The organism is Ensifer sp. VA4, assembly GCF_055710065.1.
In genome coordinates, this window is record NZ_JBVQPO010000025.1 from 20,251 (window position 1) to 45,488 (window position 25,238).

24 protein-coding genes are annotated in these 25,238 nt (G+C 63.0%); 11 read left to right on the forward strand and 13 right to left on the reverse strand.

The window, feature by feature from the left end; all coding sequences use genetic code 11:
• Nucleotide 1 precedes the first annotated feature (1 nt).
• A complete protein-coding gene (locus AC0C6X_RS28685) occupies nt 2-565 on the forward strand; it encodes a protein-tyrosine phosphatase family protein (RefSeq protein WP_173517375.1) in 564 nt (187 codons plus the stop codon).
• 104 nt (nt 566-669) lie between these two features.
• Here AC0C6X_RS28685 and AC0C6X_RS28690 read toward each other — a convergent pair whose 3' ends face one another.
• The 3 genes from AC0C6X_RS28690 to AC0C6X_RS28700 are packed head-to-tail and all read right to left on the reverse strand — an operon-like array spanning nt 670 to nt 3,318.
• Complete coding sequence (locus AC0C6X_RS28690) at nt 670-2,052, reverse strand: ATP-binding protein (protein WP_472956421.1); 1,383 nt, start codon at nt 2,050-2,052, stop codon at nt 670-672.
• 32 nt (nt 2,053-2,084) lie between these two features.
• Nucleotides 2,085-2,786, reverse strand: a complete 702-nt coding sequence (locus AC0C6X_RS28695) for a response regulator (RefSeq protein WP_173517373.1) — start codon at nt 2,784-2,786, stop codon at nt 2,085-2,087.
• A gap of 55 nt (nt 2,787-2,841) precedes the next feature.
• Nucleotides 2,842-3,318, reverse strand: a complete 477-nt coding sequence (locus AC0C6X_RS28700; protein WP_173517372.1) for a MarR family winged helix-turn-helix transcriptional regulator — start codon at nt 3,316-3,318, stop codon at nt 2,842-2,844.
• 269 nt (nt 3,319-3,587) lie between these two features.
• On the opposite strand from AC0C6X_RS28700, the gene AC0C6X_RS28705 reads away from it, so the two are divergent.
• On the forward strand, nt 3,588-4,478 hold the full coding sequence (locus AC0C6X_RS28705) for a branched-chain amino acid aminotransferase (RefSeq protein WP_173517371.1): 891 nt from the start codon (nt 3,588-3,590) through the stop codon (nt 4,476-4,478).
• A 179-nt stretch (nt 4,479-4,657) separates the two neighbouring features.
• Here AC0C6X_RS28705 and AC0C6X_RS28710 read toward each other — a convergent pair whose 3' ends face one another.
• Complete coding sequence (locus AC0C6X_RS28710) at nt 4,658-4,924, reverse strand: hypothetical protein (RefSeq protein ID WP_173517370.1); 267 nt, start codon at nt 4,922-4,924, stop codon at nt 4,658-4,660.
• A gap of 330 nt (nt 4,925-5,254) precedes the next feature.
• On the reverse strand, nt 5,255-5,875 hold the full coding sequence (locus AC0C6X_RS28715) for a DUF1236 domain-containing protein (RefSeq protein ID WP_472956424.1): 621 nt from the start codon (nt 5,873-5,875) through the stop codon (nt 5,255-5,257).
• Nucleotides 5,876-6,023: 148 nt separating this feature from the next.
• Here AC0C6X_RS28715 and AC0C6X_RS28720 point away from each other — a divergent pair, with 148 nt between their 5' ends.
• Nucleotides 6,024-6,188: a hypothetical protein gene (locus AC0C6X_RS28720; protein WP_472956426.1), complete on the forward strand. Its 165-nt coding sequence runs from the start codon at nt 6,024-6,026 to the stop codon at nt 6,186-6,188.
• Between the two features lie 67 nt (nt 6,189-6,255).
• Nucleotides 6,256-6,897 (forward strand): MBL fold metallo-hydrolase, encoded by a 642-nt coding sequence (locus AC0C6X_RS28725; protein WP_173517367.1) that lies wholly within the window; start codon nt 6,256-6,258, stop codon nt 6,895-6,897.
• Between the two features lie 183 nt (nt 6,898-7,080).
• Here the strand turns inward: AC0C6X_RS28725 and AC0C6X_RS28730 are convergent, their stop codons facing one another.
• The 3 genes from AC0C6X_RS28730 to AC0C6X_RS28740 all read right to left on the reverse strand — a co-directional run bounded on the left by AC0C6X_RS28730 (nt 7,081) and on the right by AC0C6X_RS28740 (nt 9,464).
• Complete coding sequence (locus AC0C6X_RS28730) at nt 7,081-7,503, reverse strand: BA14K family protein (protein ID WP_173517366.1); 423 nt, start codon at nt 7,501-7,503, stop codon at nt 7,081-7,083.
• 148 nt (nt 7,504-7,651) lie between these two features.
• The gene (locus AC0C6X_RS28735) at nt 7,652-7,867 is read right to left on the reverse strand and encodes a cold-shock protein (protein ID WP_057253168.1); all 216 of its coding nucleotides are present in this window, start codon (nt 7,865-7,867) and stop codon (nt 7,652-7,654) included.
• A 700-nt stretch (nt 7,868-8,567) separates the two neighbouring features.
• Nucleotides 8,568-9,464 (reverse strand): DMT family transporter, encoded by an 897-nt coding sequence (locus AC0C6X_RS28740; RefSeq protein WP_173517365.1) that lies wholly within the window; start codon nt 9,462-9,464, stop codon nt 8,568-8,570.
• A 93-nt stretch (nt 9,465-9,557) separates the two neighbouring features.
• On the opposite strand from AC0C6X_RS28740, the gene AC0C6X_RS28745 reads away from it, so the two are divergent.
• Nucleotides 9,558-9,989 (forward strand): hypothetical protein, encoded by a 432-nt coding sequence (locus tag AC0C6X_RS28745; RefSeq protein ID WP_472956429.1) that lies wholly within the window; start codon nt 9,558-9,560, stop codon nt 9,987-9,989.
• 23 nt (nt 9,990-10,012) lie between these two features.
• On the opposite strand, the gene AC0C6X_RS28750 is transcribed toward AC0C6X_RS28745, so the two are convergent.
• From AC0C6X_RS28750 to AC0C6X_RS28760, 3 genes are all read right to left on the reverse strand, one after another.
• Nucleotides 10,013-11,206 (reverse strand): PQQ-dependent sugar dehydrogenase, encoded by a 1,194-nt coding sequence (locus AC0C6X_RS28750; RefSeq protein ID WP_472956431.1) that lies wholly within the window; start codon nt 11,204-11,206, stop codon nt 10,013-10,015.
• Between the two features lie 83 nt (nt 11,207-11,289).
• Nucleotides 11,290-11,958, reverse strand: coding sequence for a class GN sortase (locus AC0C6X_RS28755; protein WP_472956432.1), 669 nt, complete (start codon nt 11,956-11,958; stop codon nt 11,290-11,292).
• Complete coding sequence (locus tag AC0C6X_RS28760) at nt 11,948-14,302, reverse strand: marine proteobacterial sortase target protein (protein ID WP_472956434.1); 2,355 nt, start codon at nt 14,300-14,302, stop codon at nt 11,948-11,950. The genes AC0C6X_RS28755 and AC0C6X_RS28760 overlap by 11 nt, the downstream gene beginning before the upstream one ends.
• 462 nt (nt 14,303-14,764) lie before the next feature.
• On the opposite strand from AC0C6X_RS28760, the gene AC0C6X_RS28765 reads away from it, so the two are divergent.
• Together AC0C6X_RS28765 and AC0C6X_RS28770 are read left to right on the forward strand one after the other, a co-directional pair.
• Complete coding sequence (locus AC0C6X_RS28765) at nt 14,765-15,967, forward strand: pyridoxal phosphate-dependent aminotransferase (protein ID WP_173517361.1); 1,203 nt, start codon at nt 14,765-14,767, stop codon at nt 15,965-15,967.
• A 258-nt stretch (nt 15,968-16,225) separates the two neighbouring features.
• The gene (locus tag AC0C6X_RS28770) at nt 16,226-17,116 is read left to right on the forward strand and encodes a LysR substrate-binding domain-containing protein (RefSeq protein WP_247958509.1); all 891 of its coding nucleotides are present in this window, start codon (nt 16,226-16,228) and stop codon (nt 17,114-17,116) included.
• A 63-nt stretch (nt 17,117-17,179) separates the two neighbouring features.
• Here AC0C6X_RS28770 and carA read toward each other — a convergent pair whose 3' ends face one another.
• Entirely contained in the window at nt 17,180-18,385 is a 1,206-nt protein-coding gene (gene carA / locus AC0C6X_RS28775; RefSeq protein WP_173517358.1) for a glutamine-hydrolyzing carbamoyl-phosphate synthase small subunit, read from the reverse strand.
• A 328-nt stretch (nt 18,386-18,713) separates the two neighbouring features.
• On the opposite strand from carA, the gene AC0C6X_RS28780 reads away from it, so the two are divergent.
• Nucleotides 18,714-19,163: a GatB/YqeY domain-containing protein gene (locus AC0C6X_RS28780; RefSeq protein ID WP_173517357.1), complete on the forward strand. Its 450-nt coding sequence runs from the start codon at nt 18,714-18,716 to the stop codon at nt 19,161-19,163.
• Nucleotides 19,164-19,499: 336 nt separating this feature from the next.
• Nucleotides 19,500-21,512 (forward strand): DNA primase, encoded by a 2,013-nt coding sequence (gene dnaG, locus AC0C6X_RS28785; protein WP_472956435.1) that lies wholly within the window; start codon nt 19,500-19,502, stop codon nt 21,510-21,512.
• Between the two features lie 55 nt (nt 21,513-21,567).
• Here dnaG and AC0C6X_RS28790 read toward each other — a convergent pair whose 3' ends face one another.
• On the reverse strand, nt 21,568-22,407 hold the full coding sequence (locus AC0C6X_RS28790; RefSeq protein WP_472956436.1) for a glycosyl transferase: 840 nt from the start codon (nt 22,405-22,407) through the stop codon (nt 21,568-21,570).
• A gap of 201 nt (nt 22,408-22,608) precedes the next feature.
• Here AC0C6X_RS28790 and recQ point away from each other — a divergent pair, with 201 nt between their 5' ends.
• Both recQ and AC0C6X_RS28800 read left to right on the forward strand, forming a co-directional pair.
• Nucleotides 22,609-24,486 (forward strand): DNA helicase RecQ, encoded by a 1,878-nt coding sequence (gene recQ, locus AC0C6X_RS28795; RefSeq protein WP_173517355.1) that lies wholly within the window; start codon nt 22,609-22,611, stop codon nt 24,484-24,486.
• A 255-nt stretch (nt 24,487-24,741) separates the two neighbouring features.
• Nucleotides 24,742-25,238 (forward strand): aminotransferase class I/II-fold pyridoxal phosphate-dependent enzyme (locus tag AC0C6X_RS28800; RefSeq protein ID WP_472956437.1); only part of this gene is annotated, 497 nt, incomplete at its 3' end.

The following is a 25,238-nucleotide window of genomic DNA, read 5'->3' on the forward strand; positions in this document are numbered from 1 at the left end:
CATGAACATCGCATTCGAAGCTATTCCGGAGCGCGTCAAGGTTTCTTGCCTCTGGCGCGCAGCCGATGCCGCGCGCGATTGGCGCGCGAGCCACGTGCTTTCGCTGCTCGATCCGGAGCTGCCGGATGCCAATGTGCCTGTCATCGCCGATGCGAGCCACCGGGTCGTGCGCATGCGCGACCAGGAAAACCCGACCGTCACCCGCCATTTTCCGGATCTGGTGCTGGAAGTATTCGAGGCGATGCGCGCCGCCGCCGAGGATGCGTCGAGCCGCATTCTTGTGCATTGCCACGCCGGCGTCAGCCGTTCCACGGCCTTCGCCTATGGGCTGATTGCCCATCAACTCGGCGCGGGTCGCGAGGATGAAGCCTTCCGGGCGCTGCTGACGATCACCCGCAAACCCTGGCCGAACCGACGGATCATCGAGATCCTCGACGAAGCCCTCGGCCGCGAGGGCCGGCTTCTGGCGCCGCTCGATGTCATGCGCGCCCGCCACCCGCGCCGCATCGACGCCTGGCGCCGCTTCAACGAACGCCGCGGCCTGACGTCGATCTACAAGCGGTAGTTCTCACGCGTCTGACAGCAGCGCGGCGGCATAGCGTTTGGGCCATCGGTTGCAGCGGGGGAGGTGACGCGACAGGCTGCCGAGCGAAAGCCGCCTCACGGCGGTCAAGCCGGTACGCGCACCGTTGCCCTGAGGCCGCCGAGCGGGCTGTCGCCCAGCGTGACGTTGCCGCCGTGGCTGCGGGCGATGTCGCGGGCGATCGCAAGGCCAAGGCCGGTGCCGGAACTGTCGAGATTGCGTGCCTCGTCTAGGCGGAAGAAGGGTTTGAACACGTCTTCGCGCGATCGCTCGGGAATGCCTGGACCGTCGTCGTCGACGGTGATCGTGACCCATTTGGCGCTGTGGCGGGCGTCGACGTTGACGGTGTTGGCGTAGCGATAGGCGTTCGAGGCGAGATTGGCGACGAGGCGGGTGAAGGCGTTCGGCCGGACACGAACCTCATCCTCGCCCTCGATCGAGGTGGTCAGCGTCTTGCCGAGCAGTTCGGCTTCCGCGGCAAGCCGCGTCATCAGGTCGCTGAGCTTCAACTGGCCGACGTCCTCCTCCGCTTCGCCACGGGCGAAGGCGAGGTAGCCTTCAAGCATGTTCTGCATGTCCTCGACATCCTGGTTGAGGCTTTCGAGATCCGGATTGTTGCCGGCCAGGGCCAATTGCAGCTTGAAGCGGGTGAGGATGGTTCTGAGGTCGTGACTGACGCCGGTCAGCATCGCGGTGCGCTGTTCGATCTGGCGTTCGATGCGCTCGCGCATCAGGATGAAGGCAAGGCCGGCGCGGCGGATCTCATCGGCGCCGCGCGGCGCGAAGTCGTCGATCTTCTGGCCCTTGCCGAAGCTTTCGGCGGCCTTGGCCAACGCCAGGATGGGCCGGATCTGACCACGCAGGAACAGGATCGCGATCGCCAGCAGCACCAGCGATGCCGCCACCATCCACACGAGGAAGATGTGGGTGTTCGAGGCATAGGCCTGGTTGCGCCGGGCGTAGACACGCAGAATGCGGCCGTCGTCGAGCTTGATGCGGATCTCGACGAGCTTGGAGTTGCCGACCGTATCGATCCAGAAGGGGCGGCGGACCTGGTTGGAGATTTCTTCGCCGAGGATCTGATCGAGGATTTCGAAGAAGGGGCTTGGCCGTGGCGGAGGCAGTTCGCCAGGCGGATCGACGGAAATGCTGAGATCGAGTTGCTCGCGGGCGATGCGGATGATCTCGGCAATGTTGCGATCATCGGGGAAGGTATCGATGAGATCGACGATCGCGGCGATGTCGCCGGTCACGGCGGCAGACAGGCGCTGTGTCACCAGTTGCCAGTGGCGCTCCATGAAGATGAAGGCGACGACAGACTGCAGGAGCACCATCGGGATGATGACGATGAGCAGGGAACGGGCATAGAGGCCCATCGGCAGGCGGCGGCGCAGCCAGCGCGTGAAGCGCCGCCAGGCATTATCGCTGGAACCCGCCGCCCCGCGCTCTATACCGTCAAAGCTTGCCATGGGACGCTGCGCTCATCGGAAGGGCTGCCATCTCAGTCCACGCTCAGCCGGTAGCCGATGCCGCGCACCGTCTGCAGCCAGACCGGATTGGACGGATCGTCCTCGATCTTGCGCCGGAGGCGGTTGATCTGCACGTCGATCGTGCGCTCGCCGACCTCGGCATCGTCGCCGATCAGTTCGTGGCGCGGGATGGTCTCTCCGGCGCGCTGCGAGAAGAGCGTCATGATCTCCTGTTCGCGATCGGTGAGGCGGATGTGGTCGGCGCCGCGCCGGAGTTCCTTGCGCACCACCGAAAAAGTGTAGGGGCCGAAGATCACCTGGTCGACCTTGGGCGCTTGGGCCGGCTGGTTGCGGCGCAGGATGTTGTTGATGCGCAGCACCAGTTCGCGCGGTTCGAAGGGCTTCGACAGATAGTCGTCGGCCCCGGCTTCGAGACCTTCGATGCGGGAATTGGATTCCGCCAAGGCCGTCAGCATCAGGATCGGCACGGACTTGATCTGCCGGAGGCTATGGGTCAGCGAGATGCCGCTCTCGCCCGGCATCATCACGTCGACGATCAGAAGATCGAAGTCGAGGCCGACGAGCTTGCGCCGCGCCTCGTCCGCATCGGACGCGGTCGTCACCCGGAATCCCTGTTCGACCAGGTAACGGTTGAGGAGATCGCGGATGCGCCGGTCGTCGTCAACGACCAGAAGGTGAGCCGCATCGTCCGAGACAGTCGCTTTTGTCGTCATTCCACGCTTCCCAAATTCCAGGCTCCCGCGCCGTCTGCCGGCGGCGAGCCTCGTGTCAGTCTGCGGCGTTCTTCATCCCGGCGAGAAAGCGCTTGACCGTTTCCCGCGCGCCCGGACCCGATCTTGCCAATGCATCCGCTATGCGGCGGGACTGTGGCTCGGCCAGAGCACGCGCCAGCGCTTGGCCTTCCTCGGTTGTATAGAGCATGCGCTGGCGACGGTCTTCAGGCCCGGTTTCCTGGCGGATGTAGCCCGAGTCGATCAATTGCTTGAGGACGCGGGCGAGGCTCTGCTTGGTGATCTTCAACGTGTCGAGAAGGTCGGCGACGGTCATGCCGGGCTCACGGTCGACAAAGTGCACGACCCGGTGATGCGCCCGCCCGAAGCCGCTCTTTTCAAGGATCGCATCCGGGTCGGAGGTGAAGTCGCGATAGGCAAAGAAGAGCAACTCGATGATCTCGAAATCGATCGTGTCATCATCGGCGGCGGTATCGCTGAGATACCGGGTGTTCTCTTTGGATTGGCCGGCCACGCGGTCATTTCCTTTCAGCCAGATTGCAACTTGCGAAACATTCGGAAAAATATGTCAGCTTTATTGACATATTTTTACCGCGTCGTTAGCGTCCTCGCTCGGTAAGCGAGACATTTGGCGTTGGCAACACCTTGAAAGGATAAGCCCCGCCGTTCCGATCGCAAATCCAAAATCACGAAATTGAATTTTCCCTCAGTCAGTTTGCCGATAGACTGAAAGCAGGACGATAATCAACAGAGAATGGCGCATATGCGCCGGAGGATGACACTATGGCAGCGGTTCCATTTGATCAGTTGGACGGAGAGATCTGGTTCAACGGCGAATTCGTCGCATGGAAGGACGCCAAGATCCACGTGCTGACCCACGGCCTGCACTATGCCAGCGCCGTTTTCGAGGGCGAGCGCGCCTATGGCGGACGCATCTTCAAGCTGACGGAACACAACCAGCGCCTTCACAAGTCGGCCGATATTCTCGGCTTCAAGATTCCCTATTCGGTGGAAGAACTGGATGAGGCGAGCGTGGAGCTCCTGAAGCGTCAGGGCTTCTCCGAAGCCTATGTGCGGCCGATTGCCTGGCGCGGCAGTGAGAGCATGGGCGTTTCGGCGCAGAACAACCGCATCAATGTCGCCATCGCCATCTGGCAATGGGGCAGCTATTTCGATCCAGCGGAGAAGCTGAAAGGCATCCGGCTCGACATCGCCGAGTATCGCCGCCCTGATCCGCGGACCGCGCCCGCGAAGTCCAAGGCCGCCGGCCTCTACATGATCTGCACAATCTCCAAGCATGCGGCGGAGGCCAAGGGCTATGCGGATGCGATGATGCTCGACTATCGCGGTCGGGTGGCCGAAGCGACGGGTGCCAACATCTTCTTCGTCAAGGACGGCGTCATCCATACGCCGGTACCGGATTGCTTCCTTGACGGCATCACCCGCCGCACGGTCATCGAGCTCGCCAAGCGCCGCGGCTATGAGGTTGTCGAGCGGGCGATCATGCCGGAGGAACTGTCCGGTTTCACCGAGTGTTTCCTGACCGGTTCCGCCGCCGAAGTTACGCCGGTTTCCGAAATCGGCCCCTATCGCTTCACGCCGGCGACGATCTCCGAGACGCTGATGAACGACTACATGAAGGAGGTCTACCCGGTCGCTGCGGCCGCCGAGTAACACGGCCCCTACAGCGCCCGCGCGTCTTTCAAGACGCGCATTGGCCGCGGTCGCACTTTGAATGGCTGCGTGTATTGTCCTTAAACCGGCCAGGTAAAAGGACATGCGCAGCAGAAGCCGCGATCTGATGCACAAAAGGCGGCCCCGGGCCGCCTTTTGTCTTGCTACGGATGATCGGGTCAGGCGGTTTTGCCGAGGAACTGTCCGACAATGCCGCTCAGCACGCCGCCGCCGACCAGGCCGCCGATGACCTGCATGGCAAGGCCGGTCGCGGCGGCTTCGCCGCCGAGCATCTGAATGAGGAACCCTCCGCCCAGGCCGCCGATCGCGCCGACGATTGTCCGTGCGACGATACCGAATGCCTGCTGCTTCAACACTGCGCTGGCTGCGTTGCCGCCGGCCGCCCCCGCGATCAATTGGGTAATGATAGGCATTAATGCTTCCATTGATCCCTCCGTGTCGTGGCTCGTCGTAGACGGGCCACCAAAAGCCGATGATCCGGCACCGATAGGTTGAAGCCGAATCTGGATTATTGTCAATTTGACCGAAATCGCCGCCGGACGGCGTGAAGCTTACCTATTGAAATGGTTTGATTTCAGGCGGAAGCAGCGTTTCGCAGTGACAGGAAGGAAAGCACGTTCTGGTATCGGGAACGATCGGTTCTCGGTCTGCGCTGAACGAAACGCGTGATTCGTGCGCGGGTCGAACGATGGGAGAAGAGGCGGAAGGCAGGTTATTCTCCGGCGACCGCTTGATCGCCGGAGTAGCGGGGCCCGTTATCGATAGACGTAGACGATGCGCCGCGTCGCCGGCTCGACCAGCACGGGCTGGCCGTTGATGCTGACATAGTCGTAGTTATAGTCTGGCACGCGGCGGACCGCGACGGTCTGCGGCAGCTCGGCACCGACCACGACTTCGCCATCGAGATAGACGGTTTCGCCAGGGTTCGACGCGATGTAGGTGCGTACGGTGGCCGGCGGCACGATCGGATCGATCTCTTCGACCGGGCCGATCAACGCATCGCCGCTGCTGACGATCACCGGATCTCTCGGCTGCGCCTCATAGGTGACGACGGGAATTGCGAGGTCGGCGCGACGTTCCTGCGCGACGGTCGAACCGCCGAAGTCAGTCGTCAAATATCGCGCATAGACCCAGCCGCGTACGCCATTGATATCGATGCGGCACCATTTGCTGCCTTCGATGCAGCCGTCGATGACCGCCGTGCTACCGCGGGTCGCCAGGCCGACCGTCGGATATTGAGGGCCCGGACCCGTGCGGATGTTGAGATCCGTGACTGTGGTGGCGGTCATGGCTGCGAAAGCGGCCGGTATGCCGACCGTCAGCACCAAACCCGCGGCCGCAGCGGCTCGCAACAGGGGGCGGGTAAGCTTCACCATCATCTTTCTCCTCTTCTTGATGAGGGCGAAACGCCCGCGTGCGCGCGGATGTTCCCCCGGGAACGTCACGAAATGTGACGCCGTGACATTCTCTCACGGCTGCCGCGGCCCGAGCGCCTGAAGAACCGGCAGCAGGAGAGGGGCGAAAATGCAGGATATTCAACAGGATCAAAACAACGTCACGGCCCGCGGCCTGAAGCCTGTCGTGCGCATCGTCGTTGCCGCGGAGCTGGCAATTTCGGCGCTGCTGATGACGACCGTGCAATGGCCGGCGCCGCAAGCCACCACCAGCCAAGTCGCCATTCTGCGCTGATTGGCGCTGTCACCGGCGCCAATTGCCGTTATAGGAAGAACAACAGATCCTATAGAGGCAGACGCGCATGTTACAGGCGGGCATCATTCCAGTTACCCATTTCGAGCAGAATTGCACGGTGCTGTTCGACAGTGAAACAAAGGAGGGCGTGGTCGTCGATCCAGGTGGCGATGTCGATATCATCCTGCAGACGGTTCGCGAGAACGGCATTACGCTGAAGGCGATCTGGATCACCCATGGCCACATCGACCACGCCGGCGGGGCCAAGGAATTGAAGGATGCGCTCGGACTCGAAATCATCGGCCCGCACAAGGACGACCTGCCGTTGCTCGAACGGCTCGAGAGCCAGGCCGAGCGTTTTGGACTGGCGATGAAGGTCCAGAACGTCATTCCGGATCGCTGGCTCGAAGAGGGCGATACCGTTTCCTTCGGCGATCATGTCTTCGAGGTCCTGCATTGCCCCGGCCACGCACCCGGTCATGTCGTCTACTACAACCGGGCACAGAATTTCGTCCATGTCGGCGACGTTCTGTTCCATGGCTCGATCGGACGCACCGACCTGCCGGGCGGCAATCACCAGCAATTGCTCGATTCCATCCGTAACAAGATCCTGCCGCTCGGCGACAATGTCGGCTTCATCTGCGGCCATGGCCCCGGTGGCCAGATCGGCGAGGAACGCCGCACCAACCCTTATCTGCGCGGGCTCTGACACCGCGTTTGCGTTTACATGCATGAAAAAGCACATGCCTCGGGCGAGACATGTGCTTTTCAAGTTCTACTGCATGTCTCCTTAATCGACCTCGATTCAAGGGCGAAGACATGCAGCAAATCAAAGTCCTACAGAGACCTTTGCGCGTCTCATAAGACGCGCGGCGCTGTAGGCTGACCTCACTCAGCGGCAGAGATGGCTGCGGCCGTCATAGCCGATGAACGTGCCGCTGTCCGGATCGAACGAGCGGTAGCGCTGCGAGCAATAGCGGTACCATGCCGGCGTCCAGGGCTCGACGCCATAGGTCTCGACGGCGACCGGACGATAAACCTCACGATAGACCGGGCGGGCGCGGTAGACCGGCCGCGGCTCGTAATATTCGGGTTCCGGATCGATATAGACGCGGTCGCCGTAACCGCCGTAGGAGCGCGGCTGCGAGGCGATCGCGCCGCCGATCAGCGTGCCGGCGACGAGGCCCGCTGCGCCTGCCGCCCACGCATCGCTGTTGTCGTGATGCCGGTGGGTTGCTTGGGCAACACCGAAGGTCGGGATGACCATGGCGGCGGCGGCGACCGAGAGAACGGCTGCTTTGATGAACTTGTTCATGGGCTTCAAATCCTATCGCATGGACCGGATCAATCCGGATTTCATGATGAGGGGGAGGTTAATGCCGCTACCATGAACCGAGCCTGAACAAAAAAAACCCGGCAAGTCTGCCGGGCCTCAACTGTGAATCTGTCAGCAGATGTCGGCGTCAGCCGGCGATCTGCAGGTTGACCGCCTTCGGGCCCTTGCCGCGGCGATCCGGTTCGGTGTCGAAGCTCACCTTCTGGTTTTCCGTCAGACCGTTCAGGCCGGAAGCCTGGACTGCGGAAATGTGTACGAAGATATCTGCACCACCGTTGTCAGGCTTGATGAAACCAAAGCCCTTGTCGGTGTTGAAGAATTTTACAGTGCCAGTTTCGGCCATGCGTCAGGTCCTTTTCTCTCCACCCGCTTGACGGACGGGCGGCATTGCAGTTTGCCCGATTGGGCGTTGGCAGGCAGTTCTCGACGTCTGAGGAAAGGGTCCTGTTACCGCAGCCAGCCATTGGAGAAGTTGCATTTTCATGCGTCTCCCCGGTCTGGCCGCCCGGAGTTTTGCGTCTCCGGCCCGCTTTTATTTCAAGATCTTCCCGTGTTCGCAGATTGCCCGAACAGAGTAAGAGTGATGGGTTTATTTTGAATTGGCAAGCAAAACTTTTCAGGCGTGGTATTGCGTCTTGTCATTGCTCAAGATTCGGTCATTTCCGCAGTTGTTGCCCCTCCTTCAAGATATATCGCAAGCTGTTGAAATCACAGCTTTTTGAAAATGTGTGCCGCAAAATTGAGTGGGTTTTTGCTGATTTTGGATGCAGCCGCAAGGAGGCTCATTGAACGCCGGCTCAGGCCGGTATTCGCAACTCTCTGATATATTTGATGCTTCTCGCGTCGTACGGCATTTACGCAAGAATCTTGCAGAAAATCTACAGGTGTTGAGTTGGGCCGGTCGATTGCGACGTGCCTCGCGCTCCGCCGAAGCAACGACCTGATGGTCCGGTACCAATAGTAAGTAAAGCATCGCCCCGACGTTGGGCCGGCCGCTGATATAGTTCATGGCGCAGTGTCGGTTGCGGCCACAATGTGCGGTTTCAGGCGGCGGCTTCCGCGCGGCGATTTCTGGTCAGTTCGGGTATGATCTCGACCGCAAGCATTGCTGCGAAGATGATGGCGCAGCCGGCATAGCCGATCGGGGTGATGACTTCGCCGAGCAGGAGAACGCCGAACAGGGCGGCAAAAAGCGCCTCGCTCGAAAGGAAGATGGCCGCCTGCGGTGCCGTGGTGTAGCGCTGGCCCACCACCTGCAGGATGAAGGCGAGGCCGCTGGAGAATATGCCGGCATAGAGGATTTCGAAGAGCGCGCCTTCCACAGCCGCAAGGCTCAGCGGCCCCGTCTTCATCGCGAAGAGGAAACCGAGCACCGCGCAGACGGCGAACTGCGTCATCGAGAGCAACATCGGCCGGCCGCTGCTGGGCGCGAAGAGACCGACGAGCAGCAACTGCACCGCCCAGCAGAGGGCGCACAGGATCGTCAGGTAATCGCCGCCGGTCAATGCCGACAGGGTGCCGCCGCTCAATAGGAAGATGCCGAGGAGAGCCATCAGCGCGCCTGGCCAGATGACCCAATGCGGTTTGCGGCGGAGGAAGACAACCGTCAGCACGGGGACGAAGACGACATAGAGCCCGGTCAGGAACCCGGAATTGGTGACGCTGGTGTCGAGAAGGCCGAACTGCTGGGTCGTTGCGCCGGCAAAAAGCGCGAGGCCGATGAAGATGAAATTGCGCACGGTCTTCAGCCGCAGCGGCTCGGCCGCGCGCCTCGTTTCGATGACGGCGAAGGGCATCGCAACCACTGTCGCGATCGCAAAACGAAGCGTGATGAACCACAGCGGGCTGATCGCATCCATGGCCGTCGACTGCGCGACGAAGCCGGCGCCCCAGATCGCACCTGATATCAACAGCAGCAGATTGGCCTGAATGCGGGGCATGTCGTTCTCTCCTCGGACAGGCCGCCGTCTAGCAGTTGCGTTCTGGGCGGGCAAGGCTCATCGTCGACGTTCATGGCGCGCTCGGAGATGGCGATGATTGACAGCGGATATTCCGGCACCCCGCTTGCCCGCAAGCTCGGCTTGAAAACAGGGCAGGCGGCGCTGCTCCTTGGTGTTCCACTCGGGCTCGGCGAAATCACGGACTTTTCCGGCTTCTCGACCCGCGAAAGCTCGATCAGTCGGGCCGCCGGGTGCAGCTACGACTATATCCATGTGTTCGAGACGCAGAGGTCCCGATTGGATGACCTGGCGCCGGAGGTTGCGGCCCGGCTGAGGCCTGACGGCATGCTCTGGATTTCCTGGCCGAAGAAGGCAGCGAAGGTGTCGACGACCTTGACGGAGGATGTGCTGCGCGACGTCTTCCTGCCACTCGGTCTCGTCGACGTGAAGGTCTGCGCGGTCGATGCCGTCTGGTCCGGGCTGAAGTTCATGTTCCGCAGGGAGTTTCGCGACCGGCTGTCGTGACGCGGGAGCGAAGGCCCGAATTTCTATTGCGTCGCGCCCTTGGAGACCCGCAGAACGGCGCCGTCCTCCTCGTCGGTCACCATCAGCAATGCACCGTCCGGCGCGACGACGACGTCGCGGATGCGGCCGAACTCTCCGTCGAACAACCGCTCTTCGGAGCCGATGGCGCCGCTGTCGTCACGCTCCAGGCGGGCGAGAAGCTGGTACTTCAGCGCGGCGACCAAGAGGTCACCATCCCACTCAGGAAACATCTTGCCGCGATAGACGGCAAGCGCGCCGGGGGCGATCGAGGGATCCCAATAGAAGAGCGGCTGATCGAGGCCTTCCTTCGCGGTGCCTTCGCCAATCTCGGCGCCGGAATAGTCCTTGCCGTAGGTGATGATTGGCCAGCCGTAGTTGTGGCCGGCCTGCGGATTGTTGACCTCGTCGCCGCCGCGCGCGCCGTGCTCGACGGTCAGCAGCGTGCCGTCCTTCGGGTCGAAGGCGATGCCCTGGGGATTGCGGTGGCCCTTCGACCAGATCTCCGCCAGTCCCCCGGTGCCGCCGCGATAGGGGTTCGATCCGGGAATGCTGCCGTCGGCATTGATGTGCAGGATGGCGCCGGCATGATCGCGCGGGTCCTGGGCGCGATCGCCTTCGCCGCGGTCGCCGATGCCGAAGAACAGGCTGCCGTCGGCTGCGATTGCGATACGGGAACCGAAATGCTGTCCCTTGCGGGTGAATTTCTTCATCCGGAAGAGTTCCTTGACGTCGGCAAGACCGCTCTCGTCATCGGCCAGTTTTGCCCGCACGACGGCGGTGCCATAGCCGCCTTTGCCGTTGGCGGCCAAGGTCAGATAGAGCGTCCTGTTCTTTGCGAAACCGGGGTCGAGGGCGATGTCGAGCAGGCCGCCCTGGCCACGCTCGGCGACCTCGGGCACGCCCTTCAGGGGTTTCGACAGCTTGCCGTCGCGCAGGATCCTCAGCCGGCCGGGACGCTCGCTGACGATCAGGCCGCCGCCGGGAAGCGCTTCGACGGCCCAGGGGTGTTCGAGGCCGGTCGCCAGGGTTTCGACCCGCAGGGTGCCGTGCTGGCTCGGGAATTCACGCGCCTCCTGGGAGCGGGCGCCGGAAGGCGCGACAATCGTGGCGAGAGCGGCGAGCACCGCGAGCGCCGGGATGCGCCGCCGCTTGCCCAAGTGTTTCGACGCTTCTGCATCTGCATCCGCTCGCCGCATTCCGCTTCTCCGGGCCGATTCGTTCAACAGGCAAGCTGGGGCGGGAGGCGAAGCGGTTCAAGTCACATCCGATCAAAAGCGGTTTATTTCGAGATCGAGCCCGTCGTCAGCGGCACAGGCCGTTGCTCGCCGATGAGAGCGGCATTGACGATGTAGCGCATCGGCCCCTGTTCGATCGCATCGAAGGGCCAGCAGGTGGCGAGCGCCAGGTGGTGTCCGCTGGCCGATGCGTTGATGCCGCTTTCGTCCCAGCGGGCGACGCGGCTCTCGCCGGCCCGGAACAGGAAGCGCCGGCCATCCTTGCGTGTCAGCACCAGGAGATCGCCGGGGTTGAGGTCCTTCAGCCATCGGAAATGCGTGTCGCGGTGGGCGGCGATGACGGAGGTGCCTTCGTCGCCGGGCAGGGGTGTCGTCGTCAGCCAGGCGGGGCCGAAGGCGAGCGCCTCGCCGCTGGCGCCTTCGAGCACGATCGCGGAACGGTTCAATCGAGGTGCGGTGATTTCAGCCGTCGTCTGGAAGTCGGCCCAAGGCCAGGGCTTGCCATCCGGGTTGCCGTGCAGTTGCGCCTCGAAGGTGCGCTTCAAAAGCACCTGGGAGACTTCGGCCTTGGCCTTCATGTAGAAGCCCTTGCCGACCAGCATCAGGCCGGCAAGGGCAATGAGGGCGATCACCGCGAGCACGATCGTTTCGACCGCCGAGAGTCGGGCGAGAAAGCCCGGGCGAGGTTCGGGCTTTTGGTTGTCAGCGGCCACGACGGCGCACTCCCGCAAGCACGACGGCGGCAATCGGCGCGCGCCAGAAGGCGAACGCCGTGCCGGCGAGGAGGGCGAAAGCCAACAGCATCAGGCCGATCAGGATCTGCTTGTCCGCTTCCGTTGCCGTCTGCGGAAGATTTACCTGATTGTTGGCCTCGGCGATCAGGCCCGCTGCACGCGCCGTTGGTGCCGCCAGCATGCGGTCTGCCGTCGCCATGGCAAGCTTGGTCCGGCTTTCGGCCGCGGCATCGCGTTCGTCAATCTTGCCGGGGGTACTCCCAGCGGGCTCCTCACCAAAGACCTTGCCGAAGTCCCAGCCGGCCGGAAGGTTGAGAGGCAGCTTCGTTTCGACCTGCGGCTCGCCGGCCGGGCGCGACGGCGTCGCATCGACCGCGACGAGGCTGGTGACGCGCGAAACGAGGTGGTGGGCGAGTGCTACGGTCTCGATCCGCTTGTCGAGCGTGGCGGGGCCGGCAATCGAAGCGGCGCTTGCCTCGAGATCATCGATCTTGCGACGCGCCCAGAGCTTGGCGATGCCCTGACCGGTCGAGGCCTTGGCGATGTCCATCTCGACCCGCCAGGACTGGTCGCCGGCCTTGCCGAGGATCTGCAGCTTGCCCTTAGGCGCGGCGCCGTCGAGTTCGGCCGTCAGCACCACCGGTTCGCCGCGGTAGAGATCGGGCATCGGGTTCGGCGTGATGTCGCTTGCCGATGCGCCCTCGAAGCTCGCGGAGATATCGGTCATCGCAGGGCTTTCGAGCTTGTTGAAGAGCTCGCCCATGCGCTCGGCCACCTGGTTTTCCGAACCGATCAGCGTGAAGCTGCCGCGGCCGTATTCGGCCGCCTTGGTCATGAAATGGCTGTTCGGGGCCGAGCCGATGCCGACGGTAAAGACACGGGCGTCGCCCCGGTTCTTCTGGATCTCGTCGAAGAGCTGCGTCTCGTTGCCGATCGCGCCGTCGGTCAGGAAGACGACCTGGCGAAGGGCGCCGGCCTGGACCGGACCCTGGCTGCGCAGCGCCGCTTCGAGCGCCGGCAGCATTTCCGTCCCACCGTCGGCGGTCAGGCCTCGGACATAGGCGATTGCATCCTCGCGCTTGTCCGGCGTTGCCTCGACGAGATCAGGGAAATGCACGGTCATCGTGTCGTCGAAGCGAATGACGTTGAAGCGGTCCTCGGGCTTCAGCCTCGAGATCGCCAGCGCCAGGCTCTCCTTGGCCTGCTCCATCGAGGGACCGGCCATGGAGCCGGAATTGTCGATGACGAAGATGATCTCGCGCCTGACCGGCTTGGCACCGGCCTCGCTTGCGGCGGCTGGCGGCGTCACGAAGGAGAGCAGATAGGTCTTGTTGCCCACCGTCTCGCGGAAGAGGCCGGCATAGGGGCTCTTGCCCTCGATTGCCTTCCAGGTGAGCTCGAAGTCGCGGTCGGCTGGAACACTGTCGCCCTTCAACGTCACGCGGCGGCTGAGATCGTCGAGGTTGGCGATATCGACGTCGTGGTAGGCGGATGTCACCTCGCCGAGCGGGAAGCCTGCCTTGAGATTGACTGTCAGCGTGACGGGGTTGACCTTGGCGTTTTCCTTGGGGTCGAGAACCGGAGCCTCGATCTTTTCGCGATCGGGGACCGGGTCGCTGACGGCATAACCGGTACGGCTGTCGAGATCGACGGTCTGAACGATCGGCTGCGGGTTGTAGCGGGGTGCCACGACCATCGGGAAGCGCAGGGAATAAAGCCCGTTCGACTGGCGGACCGCGCTCTGATACTCGATCTGCATGATGACTGTTTCGCCGGGGCCGATATTGGCGACCTGGTTGGTGAAGATGTTCGGGCGCTGCTGTTCCAGCAGTGCCGCCTTCTTGCCCTCGGCCTTTGCCTGCTCGTAGATTTCCTTGGCGGCCTGGCGCGGCTTTATCTGGCCCTCGATGAAGCGGTCGCCGATCTGCATCTTCAGCGTATCGACGGCTGAGTCCTCGGGAAGCGGGAAGACATAGGTGCCTTCGATCCAGCCCTTGCTGGGGTTCTCGAAGCGCTGGGTCACGCGGGTACGCATGATCGGGCCGTTGACGTCGATCGTCACGTCCGTCGCCAGCCGCGGCGCCTCGACGAAATAGCCGGGTTCCTTCGACGGGAAGAGCAGGGCGCCGGTGCCCAGATCGTTGGGGCGAACATAGCCTGCCATCTGCTGGGGTTTGGCGTCTGGCGTTTGCGCGGCAGCCTGGGTCATCAGGCCGACAAGCATCAGGATGCAGGCGGCGAGCGCTGCGATCGCCAGATACATGCCCCAGCGCGCTTCATTCCGTCCGGTCTTCAATGAGGCGATTTCGTCGTCGAGAAACATTGCACAACCCCCGTGATGCGAATGTGTTCGGATGATCGAAGAAGAGGCCCGGAAACCGGCTGTTGCGGGACGGAATTGCGGCGTTCCGCGACAGTTGTGATGGCTAAATTATGGCATTTGAAAAATTGCGGGATTGCGCTGATTCTTTTGAATAAATCGCGATCACCAACCGTTTCGGACTGATACGTTTCGTGGTCGTTCAAACGGTCGCCATAATTCCGTTTTTCGCTGCCGTCGGCGCACGCCCGGGCATCGTTCGCGGCCTAGGCGCGCGATTGATGGTGCTGATGGCACTCATGAAACTTTGTCATGGTGACGCTTTTTGCCCGCGTTTCCGGCGTTTTTGCCGTTCCGGCGCTTGCAAGACCGGGCGTCTTTCGACATAGACCTAACCGCTATGGAGCCTGGCTTTTTACGTTCCGTAGCGATCACCTCGTCTCGAAACGATCAGGACCTTCACCCATGGCCTTCCTTGCCGATGCCCTTTCCCGTGTAAAGCCTTCCGCCACCATCGCCGTTTCGCAGAAAGCCCGTGAGCTGAAAGCGAAAGGCCGCGATGTGATCGGCCTTGGCGCCGGGGAGCCGGACTTCGATACGCCCGACAATATCAAGAAGGCCGCGATCGACGCGATCAACCGCGGCGAGACGAAGTACACGCCGGTCTCCGGCATTCCGGAACTGCGCGAAGCGATCGCCAGGAAGTTCAAGCGCGAGAACAACCTCGACTACACGGCTGCCCAGACGATCGTCGGCACCGGCGGAAAGCAGATTCTTTTCAACGCCTTCATGGCGACGCTGAACGCGGGCGATGAAGTCGTCATCCCCGCGCCCTACTGGGTTTCCTACCCGGAAATGGTGGCGCTCTGCGGCGGCACGCCGGTCTTCGTCTCGACCAAGCAGGAAAACAACTTCAAGCTCAAGGCCGAGGATCTCGAAAAGGCGATCACGCCGAAGACCAAGTGGTTCGTCTTCAACTCGCCGTCCAACCCGTCGGGCGCTGCCTACAGCCATGCGGAACTCAAGGCGCTGACCGACGTGCTGATGAAGCATCCGCATGTCTGGGTGCTGACCGACGACATGTACGAGCACCTGACCTATGGCGACTTCAAGTTCGCGACCCCGGTCGAAGTCGAGCCGGGCCTCTATGACCGCACGCTGACCATGAACGGCGTCTCCAAGGCCTATGCCATGACCGGCTGGCGCATCGGCTACGCAGCCGGCCCGCTGCAGCTCATCAAGGCGATGGACATGATCCAGGGCCAGCAGACCTCGGGCGCCACCTCGATCGCGCAATGGGCCGCCGTCGAGGCGCTGAACGGCACGCAGGACTTCATCCCCCAGAACAAGAAGGTCTTCGAAGGCCGCCGCGATCTCGTGGTGTCGATGCTGAACCAGGCCAAGGGCATTTCCTGCCCGACGCCGGAAGGTGCCTTCTACGTCTACCCGTCCTGTGCCGGCCTGATCGGCAAGACCGCGCCGTCGGGCAAGGTCATCGAGACGGACGAAGACTTCGTCTCCGAACTGCTGGAAGCCGAAGGCGTCGCCGTCGTGCATGGTTCGGCCTTCGGTCTCGGCCCGAACTTCCGCATCTCCTACGCAACCTCGGAAGCCCAGCTCGAAGAGGCTTGCCGCCGCATCCAGCGCTTCTGCGCAGCCTGCAAGTAAGCTGAGCTGACGCCGAGACAAACAGAGGGCCTGCCGTCTCCGGCGGGCCCTTTCTCGTTGGTGTTTTGATTCAAGACGCGCGCAATCCGATTCAAGTCAGCCGGCTAAATCGCTGAAAACAGATTCATTTCTTGGTCGATCTTCTGTCGAAGATATTCCGGCCGACCTAATGACCATTGCAGGTTCTGTGGACGACGTTGCAGATCTGGCGCCGTCGTGGATATATCGTCCACGCCTATGGACAGGAGGCGAGCCAGGATGCGCAATCTCAACGATTTCATCGTTTTCGCCCATGTCGTCGACCACAAGGGCTTCGCGCCGGCGGCGCGCGTGCTCAACGTGCCGAAGTCGACGCTCAGCAAGCGCGTCGCGGAACTCGAAAAGACGCTCGGCGTACGGCTCATCAACCGCACGTCCAGGCGTTTCACCGTGACTGAGATCGGCGAGGATTTCTATCGGCACGCTGCGGCGATGCTGATCGAAGCGGAAGCGGCGGAGGCGGTGGTCAAGGGAAGGCTTGCGGAACCGAGCGGAACGGTGCGCATCACCGCCTCGGTGCCGACGGCACAGATCACGCTGGCGGAGCTCCTACCACAACTCGCGCTGGCCTATCCCAAGATGCGGGTGGTGCTGCACGCGACCGACCGCTTCGTCGAACTCATTCAGGAAGGCTTCGATATCGCGGTGCGCGACCATTTCTCGCCTTTGCCCGATTCCGGTCTCGTCCAGCGGCGGGTGGCAATGGACGTCATCTGGCTGGTCGCCGCGCCCGATTATCTCGCCCGTCGGGGCATGCCTGCCGAACCCGACGATCTCAAGGCCCATGACGGCTTGCTCACGTCGCTCGCAAACGACGGCTGGACGCTTCGGCGGGAGGACGGCACCGCCGTCTCGGTGAAGCCCGAACAACGCTTCGTCGCGGACGAATCCCGCGTGCTGCTCGAGGCGGCGCTCTCAGGCCTCGGCATCACGGCGCTGCCACGCAAGCTCTGCCGCGCCGAGATCGACGATGGCAGCCTCGTGCGGGTGCTGCCCGATTGGCAGGCTGGGGCAGTGACGACGACATTGCTGATGCCGCATCGGCGCGGCCAGCTGCCCTCGGTCAGGGCCGTTGTCGATTTCATCGCCGACCGGCTCGCTGGTGTGTGAGGGGTTTGTCGGTAAGAAAAAGCCCGCGCGAGGCGGGCCTTGTTGCTTCTTATCTTGCTATTCTCAGCGCTCGGCGAGTGCCGGTTCGCCCTTCTTCTCGCGTACGAGGTTCATGAAGCGGCGGAAGAGGTAGTGGCTGTCCTGCGGACCGGGCGAGGCTTCCGGGTGATGCTGGACGGAGAAGACCGGCTTGCCCGCGACGCGCAGGCCGCAGTTGGTACCGTCGAAGAGCGAAATGTGAGTCTCTTCAACGCCATCCGGCAGAGACTTCGAATCCACCGCGAAGCCGTGGTTCATCGAGACGATCTCGACCTTGCCGGTGGTGTGATCCTTGACCGGGTGGTTGGCGCCGTGGTGGCCCTGGTGCATCTTTTCGGTCTTGCCGCCGAGGGCAAGTGCCAGCATCTGGTGTCCGAGGCAGATGCCGAAGACCGGGACATCGGTCTTCAGGAGGTCCTTGATGACGGGCACGGCATATTCCCCGGTTGCTGCCGGGTCGCCCGGGCCGTTGGAGAGGAAGATGCCGTCGGGCTTCTGCGCCAGCACTTCGTCGGCGCTGGCCGAGGCCGGCATGACGGTGACGCGGGCGTTGAGGCCGGCAAAGAGGCGCAGGATGTTGCGCTTCACGCCGTAGTCGAGCGCGACGATGTGGTAGGCCGCATCGGTTTCGCCGAGCGTCGAATAGCCTTCGTTCCAGACCCAGGGCTTCTCGTCCCAGCGCGAGGACTGACCCGAGGTCGCGACCTTGGCGAGGTCGAGGCCTTCGAGGCCGCTCCAGGCCTTGGCTTCGGCCTTCAGCGTTTCGATGTCGAAGACGCCTGCGGGGTCGTGGGCGATGACGGCGTTCGGCATGCCGTTCTCGCGGATCCAGGCGGTGAGCGCGCGGGTGTCGATGCCGCAGAGGCCGATAATGCCGCGCGCCTTCAGCCAGGCGTCGAGGTGCTTGGCGGCGCGGTAGTTGGACGGTTCGGTGATGTCGGCCTTGAAGATGACGCCGACCGCGCCGTGGCGGGCTGCCGGCGTCAGGTCTTCGATATCCTCGTCATTGGCGCCGATGTTGCCGATATGCGGGAAGGTGAAGGTGACGATCTGGCCGAGATAGGAGGGGTCCGTCAGGATTTCCTGGTAGCCGGTGAGTGCCGTGTTGAAGCAGACTTCCGCCTGCACCTTGCCGGTGGCGCCGATGCCCTTGCCTTCGATCACGGTGCCGTCGGCCAGAACGAGCAGCGCAGTTGGTTTTTCAGTGGTCCATGCGGGTGTCGCGGTCATCGTTCCTATCCCGTTGCGGCGTGAAGCGCGGGGCTTGAAAGCCCGGCAGTCGATCGCCATTTTCATGTGCTCAGGCATGGACGCGCGGAAACCCCGCGGAAAGTGCTCTCATGCCGATGTCGTGCAGGTGCGGGAAAATACCCAAAGCTACCATCCGGGTCAACCGGCCGCTGTGAATTGTCAGGAAATAAAATTCCTTATAATTCAATCGGTTGCGTATTCCGTTTGATTGCGCCTGTCACACTGGTTTAAGACGACGACAACAATGATGGTTTCGAACCGGTTCCGGGCAGAGCACCGCGGGCCGGTTTCGACATGGAGTATGGACATGCGCGACCAGTTCGCTGACGCACTGAAGGAAGCCCTGAAAGCCAAGGACGCACGGCGTACCTCGACCGTGCGGCTGATCCAGGCGGCGATCAAGGATCGGGACATCGCCAATCGCGGCCAGGGCAAGGACCCTGTCGGCAATGACGAAATCCTGCAGATCCTCGCCAAGATGATCAAGCAGCGCGAGGAGTCGGCCCGCATCTACGACGAAGGCGGCCGGCCGGAGCTTGCCGAGCAGGAGCGCCAGGAAATCGGCATCATCAACCAGTTCCTTCCGGCCCAGTTGCCGGAAGAAAAGGTTCGCGAGCTCTGCGCCGCTGTCATCCAGGAAACCGGCGCGCAGGGCCTGCGCGATATGGGCAAGTGCATGAACGTGCTCAAGGAGCGCTATCCCGGCCAGATGGACTTCGCCAAGGCTTCCGGCCTGGTGAAGGAACTGCTGAAGTAATCCTACAGCGCCGCGCGTCTTATCAGATGCGCAAAGGTCGCTGTAGCACTTTGAATTGCTGCATGTCTTTGTCCTTTAACCGGTTACGATTAAAGGAGACATGTAGCAGGCCCGTCTCGAAAGGGGCGGGCACGCTTTCTCGCCGTCGTCGGCGATCGCTTGATCTGTGAATTGCGTGAAAGGCGGGTGGAAGCGATAGCTTCCTCGCGTCATGCTGCTTATATGGGCGATCGCGCGTGGGCGAGCGTAGGATGCCTTGTCTGCGACCCGTCCGCTTCCGCAATCCATCGCGATGAACCTGGATCGCACCAGGCTCGCTGCGATCCAGAGGTATTGATGCGCTTTTCACAGTCCTTCCTTGACGAGATACGCGATCGCGTGCCGATTTCGGACGTGATCGCCAAGCGCGTCAGCTGGGACCGGCGCAAGACCAATGTTTCGCGTGGGGACTATTGGGCCTGCTGCCCTTTTCACGGGGAGAAGTCGCCGAGCTTCCACTGCGAGGACCGCAAGGGCCGCTACCATTGTTTCGGCTGCGGCGTTTCCGGTGATCATTTTCGCTTCCTCACCGATCTCGAAGGCTTGAGCTTCCCGGAAGCCGTGCAGCAGATCGCCGACATGGCGGGCGTTGCGATGCCGCAACCCGACCCGCAGGCCGAGCGGCGGGAGAAGGAGCGCACCAGCCTTCTCGACGTCATGGAACTGGCGACGCAGTTTTTCGAGGACCAACTCCAGACCGCCAACGGCGCCAAGGCGCGCGCCTATCTGCGCGAGCGCGGGTTGACGGGCCGCACGATCGAGACCTTCCGTCTCGGCTACGCGCCCGACAGCCGCAATGCGCTCAAGGAATTTCTGGCCGGCAAGGGCGTCGGCAAGGAGCAGATCGAGGCTTGCGGCCTCGTGGTGCATGGGCCCGACGTGCCTGTTTCCTACGATCGTTTCCGCGACCGCATCATGTTTCCGATCCTGTCGTCCCGCGAGAAGGTCATCGCCTTCGGCGGCCGCGCCATGTCGCCGGATGCGCCGGCGAAATACCTGAACTCGAACGAGACCGAGCTCTTCCACAAGGGCAATGTGCTCTACAATTTCGCCCGCGCCCGCCGCGCGGCGCAAGGCGCTTCGCGCCTGGGGGATGCCGGGCCTGACGATGCCGCCGGAACGATCATCGCCGTCGAAGGCTACATGGACGTGATCGCGCTGCATCAGGCGGGCGTCGAGAACGCGGTCGCGCCGCTCGGCACGGCCTTGACCGAAAACCAGCTCGACCTGCTCTGGAAGATGACGTCGCAGCCGGTGCTCTGCTTTGACGGCGATGGCGCCGGCATCCGCGCCCGCAACCGCGGCGTCGACCTGGCGCTGCCGCATCTGAAGCCCGGCCGCTCGGTGCGCTTCGCCATGCTGCCTGACGGTAAGGACCCGGACGATCTGGTGCGTCACGAGGGCCGCGCGCCCTTCGACAAGGTGCTCGCCAATGCACGGTCGCTTGCCGACATGGTCTGGCACCGCGAGATCCAGGGCGGATCTTTCGACACGCCGGAAAAACGCGCCGAGCTCGAAGCGCGATTGAAGCAGGTGACTGCCGTCATCGCCGACGAAAGCGTGCGCCGCCACTATGGCCAGGACATGCGGGACCGTCTGAACGCCTTCCTGCAATCGTCAGGACCGGGGCGGGGCGAGCGGCGTCCCTTCGAGCGTGGCGGCCGGCAAGGCGGCGGGCCGCGCGGCGCCGGCGGGCCAAGAGGGCCGAATGCGGCCGGACCCACGGCGATTTCCGATCGGCTGGCGCGGTCCTCTCTCGTCAGCGGGCAGCAGATTGCGCCGCTGCTGCGGGAAAGCGTGCTGGCACTCACCATCGTCAACCACCCGCAACTGCTGTTCGACGAGTATGACGAGATCTCGACGATCGAGTTCGACCATCGCGATTTGCAGCGCTGCTGGGCGGCGGTGCTGAATGCCGCCGCCGCGCACGGGCCGCGCCTGACGCGCGAAGGCCTGATCGAGCAATTGGAGGCGGAAGGCTTTGGTCCGCTGATCGGCGCGATCGACCAACAGATCCGCTATGCGCGGCTCTGGACCGCGACGACGGCGGCCGCACCCGAAGATGCCCGCGAAGGCTATCTGCAGGCCCTGGCCCTGCACCAGCGGTCCAAGGCGCTGCACTGGCAGCGACGTGAACTCGAGCGCGAGCTTGCGCACGCGACGGAGGAGGGCGACCTCGAGGCGGTGCCGCAACTGCTGCGCACGCTTCAGGAAGTGCAGCTCGAAGTGACGCGGCTCGAGAACCAGGAAGCGATCATCGAGGGATTCGGGGTGCTTTCCGGCCGCGTGAAGGGGCCGGCGGCGCGTTAATCCAAAAAGCTGCGCCGCCTCGCCAAAACCCGGTCCGATCTTAACGGAATGCCGACTATTCGCGCCAATGTTCGGCCACCCAGGGAGCAGGGCGGATATAGTGGCGCAGGTAACGGAACGGGTTCTTCTCACGGCGGTCGCCGTTGAACAGGCGGCGAATATGTCCGAGCGGCGTGTCGACGCGGCCGCGGTAGCCATATTGCCCATCGATCGCATGTTGCGGCAGCAGGCTGCGCGGGAAAAGCACCACGCGCGCATCGGCCGGCAGGCGCGGTGCGAAGAAATAGTTGAGCGGGAAGGTCCAATGGCAGTCCTGCCTAAAATGCAGGACCCAGCGCCTTGGGAAGAGCTTCACGCCACCGGGCGCATTGCGCGTGACGAAACGCTGCTCGAAGCGGTATTCGTCGGCAATCGCCTGCGGATTGGCGCCAAATTTCTGCTGCAGCGGCACGAGCTTTCCCACCGGGAAGCGGAACAGCGAGGTCTGGCCAAGGCGCTCGAAGGGTGTCGTCTGGTTTCTGGCAAGTATCACGTCATCGGGTTCGCCGAGCTCGAAGAAGGAATCGAGCGATCCGACGATGACGAGGTCGAGGTCGAGAAAGAGAACCGGGCCTTTGAGGTTACCGAGCTTCGGTCCCCACAGCCGCGACTTCTGCCAGATGCCCGGCGTGTTCGTGGGCATGTCCGCGATGTTGAGCGGCGGCAGGTCTTCGCAGAGAATTTCCGGGCGCAGCCCTTCGAAACTGTCGGTGAAACAGGTGAAGGTGAAGGGCGGGGTGATGTTGCGCGCCACCATGGCATAAAGCCGGTTGATGAACGGAGCGCCGTACTTCGTACCCCAGTTGATGCAGATGATCTGCTTGACGCCGCCGCTCGCCGCTAAAATGTTCGCCATGATGACTTCCTGATTTTTGCGAGCCACTAAAGTACCGGTGCGTCGTCAAGGTCAAGCTGCCAAAGGCTCAATCCCCGACCTTGGAAAGCCTGCTGATCGCGCGGGATTATCGCAGCGTTCTCTTCATTTGCCCTGACGGCTATGGCATTGCGGTCGCATCCTGCGATGATTGCAGGCAGTGATTCCCGTGAAGGAGACGTGATGGAGTTTGTCGAAAGGGCGAAGCGCGCCGCAAGCGCTGCCAGCCATCTCTTCGACGACGCCGGCCCGGCGCCGCTCGATGTGCTGAAGCGCGTCTATGGCTATTCCGCCTTTCGCGGCAAACAGCAGGAAGTGGTCGAGCATGTGACCGGCGGCGGCGATGCCGTCGTTCTCTTTCCGACCGGAGCCGGAAAATCGCTCTGCTTCCAGATCCCGGCGCTCTGCCGTCCGGGGCTCGGCATCGTCGTCTCGCCTTTGATTGCGCTGATGCGCGATCAGGTGGAGGCGCTGAGGCAGCTCGGCGTCAATGCCGCGGCCCTCAATTCGTCGCTGACCCGCGAGGAAGCGATCGCCGTGCGGCGGCAGATCTACGACGGCACGCTCGACCTTCTTTATGTGACGCCGGAGCGGATCGTCACCGACGGCTTCGCCGATCTCCTCGGCGATGCCCGCCTCGCGCTGTTCGCCATCGACGAGGCCCATTGCGTTTCGCAATGGGGCCATGATTTTCGCCCGGAGTACCGCGCGCTCGGGTTGCTGGCGGAGCGTTATCCCGGCGTGCCGCGCATCGCCTTGACGGCGACTGCCGATCCGCACACGCGCGACGACATCGTCGAACGGCTGGCGCTGACCAACGCCAAGGTCTTCACCACCAGCTTCGACCGGCCGAACATCGCCTATGAAATCGTCGAGCGCGACCAGCCGCGCCAGCAATTGCTGCGCTTCCTTTCGCGCTTCAAGGGTTCGTCCGGCATCGTCTACTGCCTGTCGCGGGCGAAGGTCGAGGATACGGCCGAGTGGCTGAACGCCCAGGGCATCCGGGCGCTGCCCTATCATGCCGGTATGGACCGGACGCTCAGGGACAAGCATCAGGACGCGTTTTTGAAAGAGGAGAGCCTCTGCCTCGTCGCGACCGTCGCCTTCGGCATGGGCATCGACAAGCCCGACGTGCGCTATGTCGCCCATCTCGATCTGCCGGGATCGGTGGAGGCCTATTACCAGGAGACCGGGCGCGCCGGGCGCGACGGCCAGCCGTCGGAGGTCTGGATGGCCTATGGCATGGCCGACGTGCTGCAACGTCGCCGCATGATCGACGAGGGCGGGGCGGCCGACGACATCAAGCGCATCGAGCGCAGCAAGCTCAATGCACTGCTCGCGATTTGCGAGACCGCCGGCTGCCGCCGCCAGGCGATCCTCGCACATTTCGGCGAAGCCCATCCCGGGCGCTGCGGCCATTGCGACACCTGCCTGAAACCGGTCGAGACCTGGGACGGAACGGAAGCCGCGATCAAGGCGCTGGCGGCCGTCTATCGCACCGGCGAGCGCTTCGGCACCGGCCATGTGATCGATGTGCTGATTGGGACGGTCAACGAGAAGACCGAGCGCTTCGGCCATGTCGATATGCCGGTCTTCGGCGCCGGCAAGGATCTTCCGGCCCGCACCTGGCAATCGGTCTTCCGGCAGTTGCTGGCGACCGGGCTGATCAGCGTCGATCACACGGCCTTCGGCGCGATGAAGCTGGAACCGGAGGCGCGCGCCGTCTTCAAGCGCGAACGCCAGGTGTTTTTCCGCAAGGACCGTCCGACCTCCGGCAAGGCCGCGCGGGGTGCAAAGTCGGGCTCGCAGCGCGAGCGCGCCGACCTTGCCGGCTCCGATCTCGAACTCTTCGAACTGCTGCGCGCCGAGCGCTTCTCGATCGCCAAGGACCTGAACGTCCCACCCTATGTCGTCTTCCCCGACGCGACCTTGATCGCGCTCGCCAAGGAACGTCCGCGCGACTTCGACGCGTTGCTCGACATCCCCGGCATCGGCGAAAGCAAGCGCGAACGCTACGGCGAAGCGTTCCTGGCGGTGATCGACGGGTATTTGGAGGGGTGAGGGGGCAGGCGGGCCGCACAAGATTCTTCCGCGCCGCGTCGGCGGCGCGAGGGAAGCAGGCAACGGCTGCCGCGGCCCGAAAGAAAGCGTCGCTTGCCTCAATGCTTGCGACACAATATGTCCGCCTCGCCATGCTGCCGTGAAACGCCCTGTCGTTTTCGCGCTCGATCCCGGAGAGCGTGGGATTTTGCTGCAAGTCACAAGCTGTCATGGTACTCGTCAGGCACGCGATGTTATTTTACAGCGAGAGCGGCCATGACTTCAGCCTTTCTGTCTCATCTTCGTTCCGAACTCGAGGGCCTGAAGACGGCCGGGCTTTACAAGTCCGAGCGTGTCATCACGTCGAAGCAGGCGGGCGAAATCGAGGTCGCCTCGGGCGACCGGGTGCTCAACTTCTGCGCCAACAACTATCTCGGCCTTGCCGACAACGAGGAACTCGCCGAAGCCGGCAAAAAGGCGCTCGACCGCTACGGCTACGGCATGGCCTCGGTGCGTTTCATCTGCGGCACGCAGGAGGAGCATAAGGCACTTGAGGCGCGCATCTCCTCCTTCCTCGGGATGGAAGATACGATCCTCTATTCCTCCTGTTTCGATGCCAATGGTGGCCTGTTCGAGACGCTGCTCGGCGAAGAGGACGCGATCATCTCCGACGCGCTCAACCATGCCTCGATCATCGACGGCGTGCGCCTCTCCAAGGCCAAGCGTTTCCGCTATGCCAACAACGACATGGCGGCGCTGGAGGAGGAACTGAA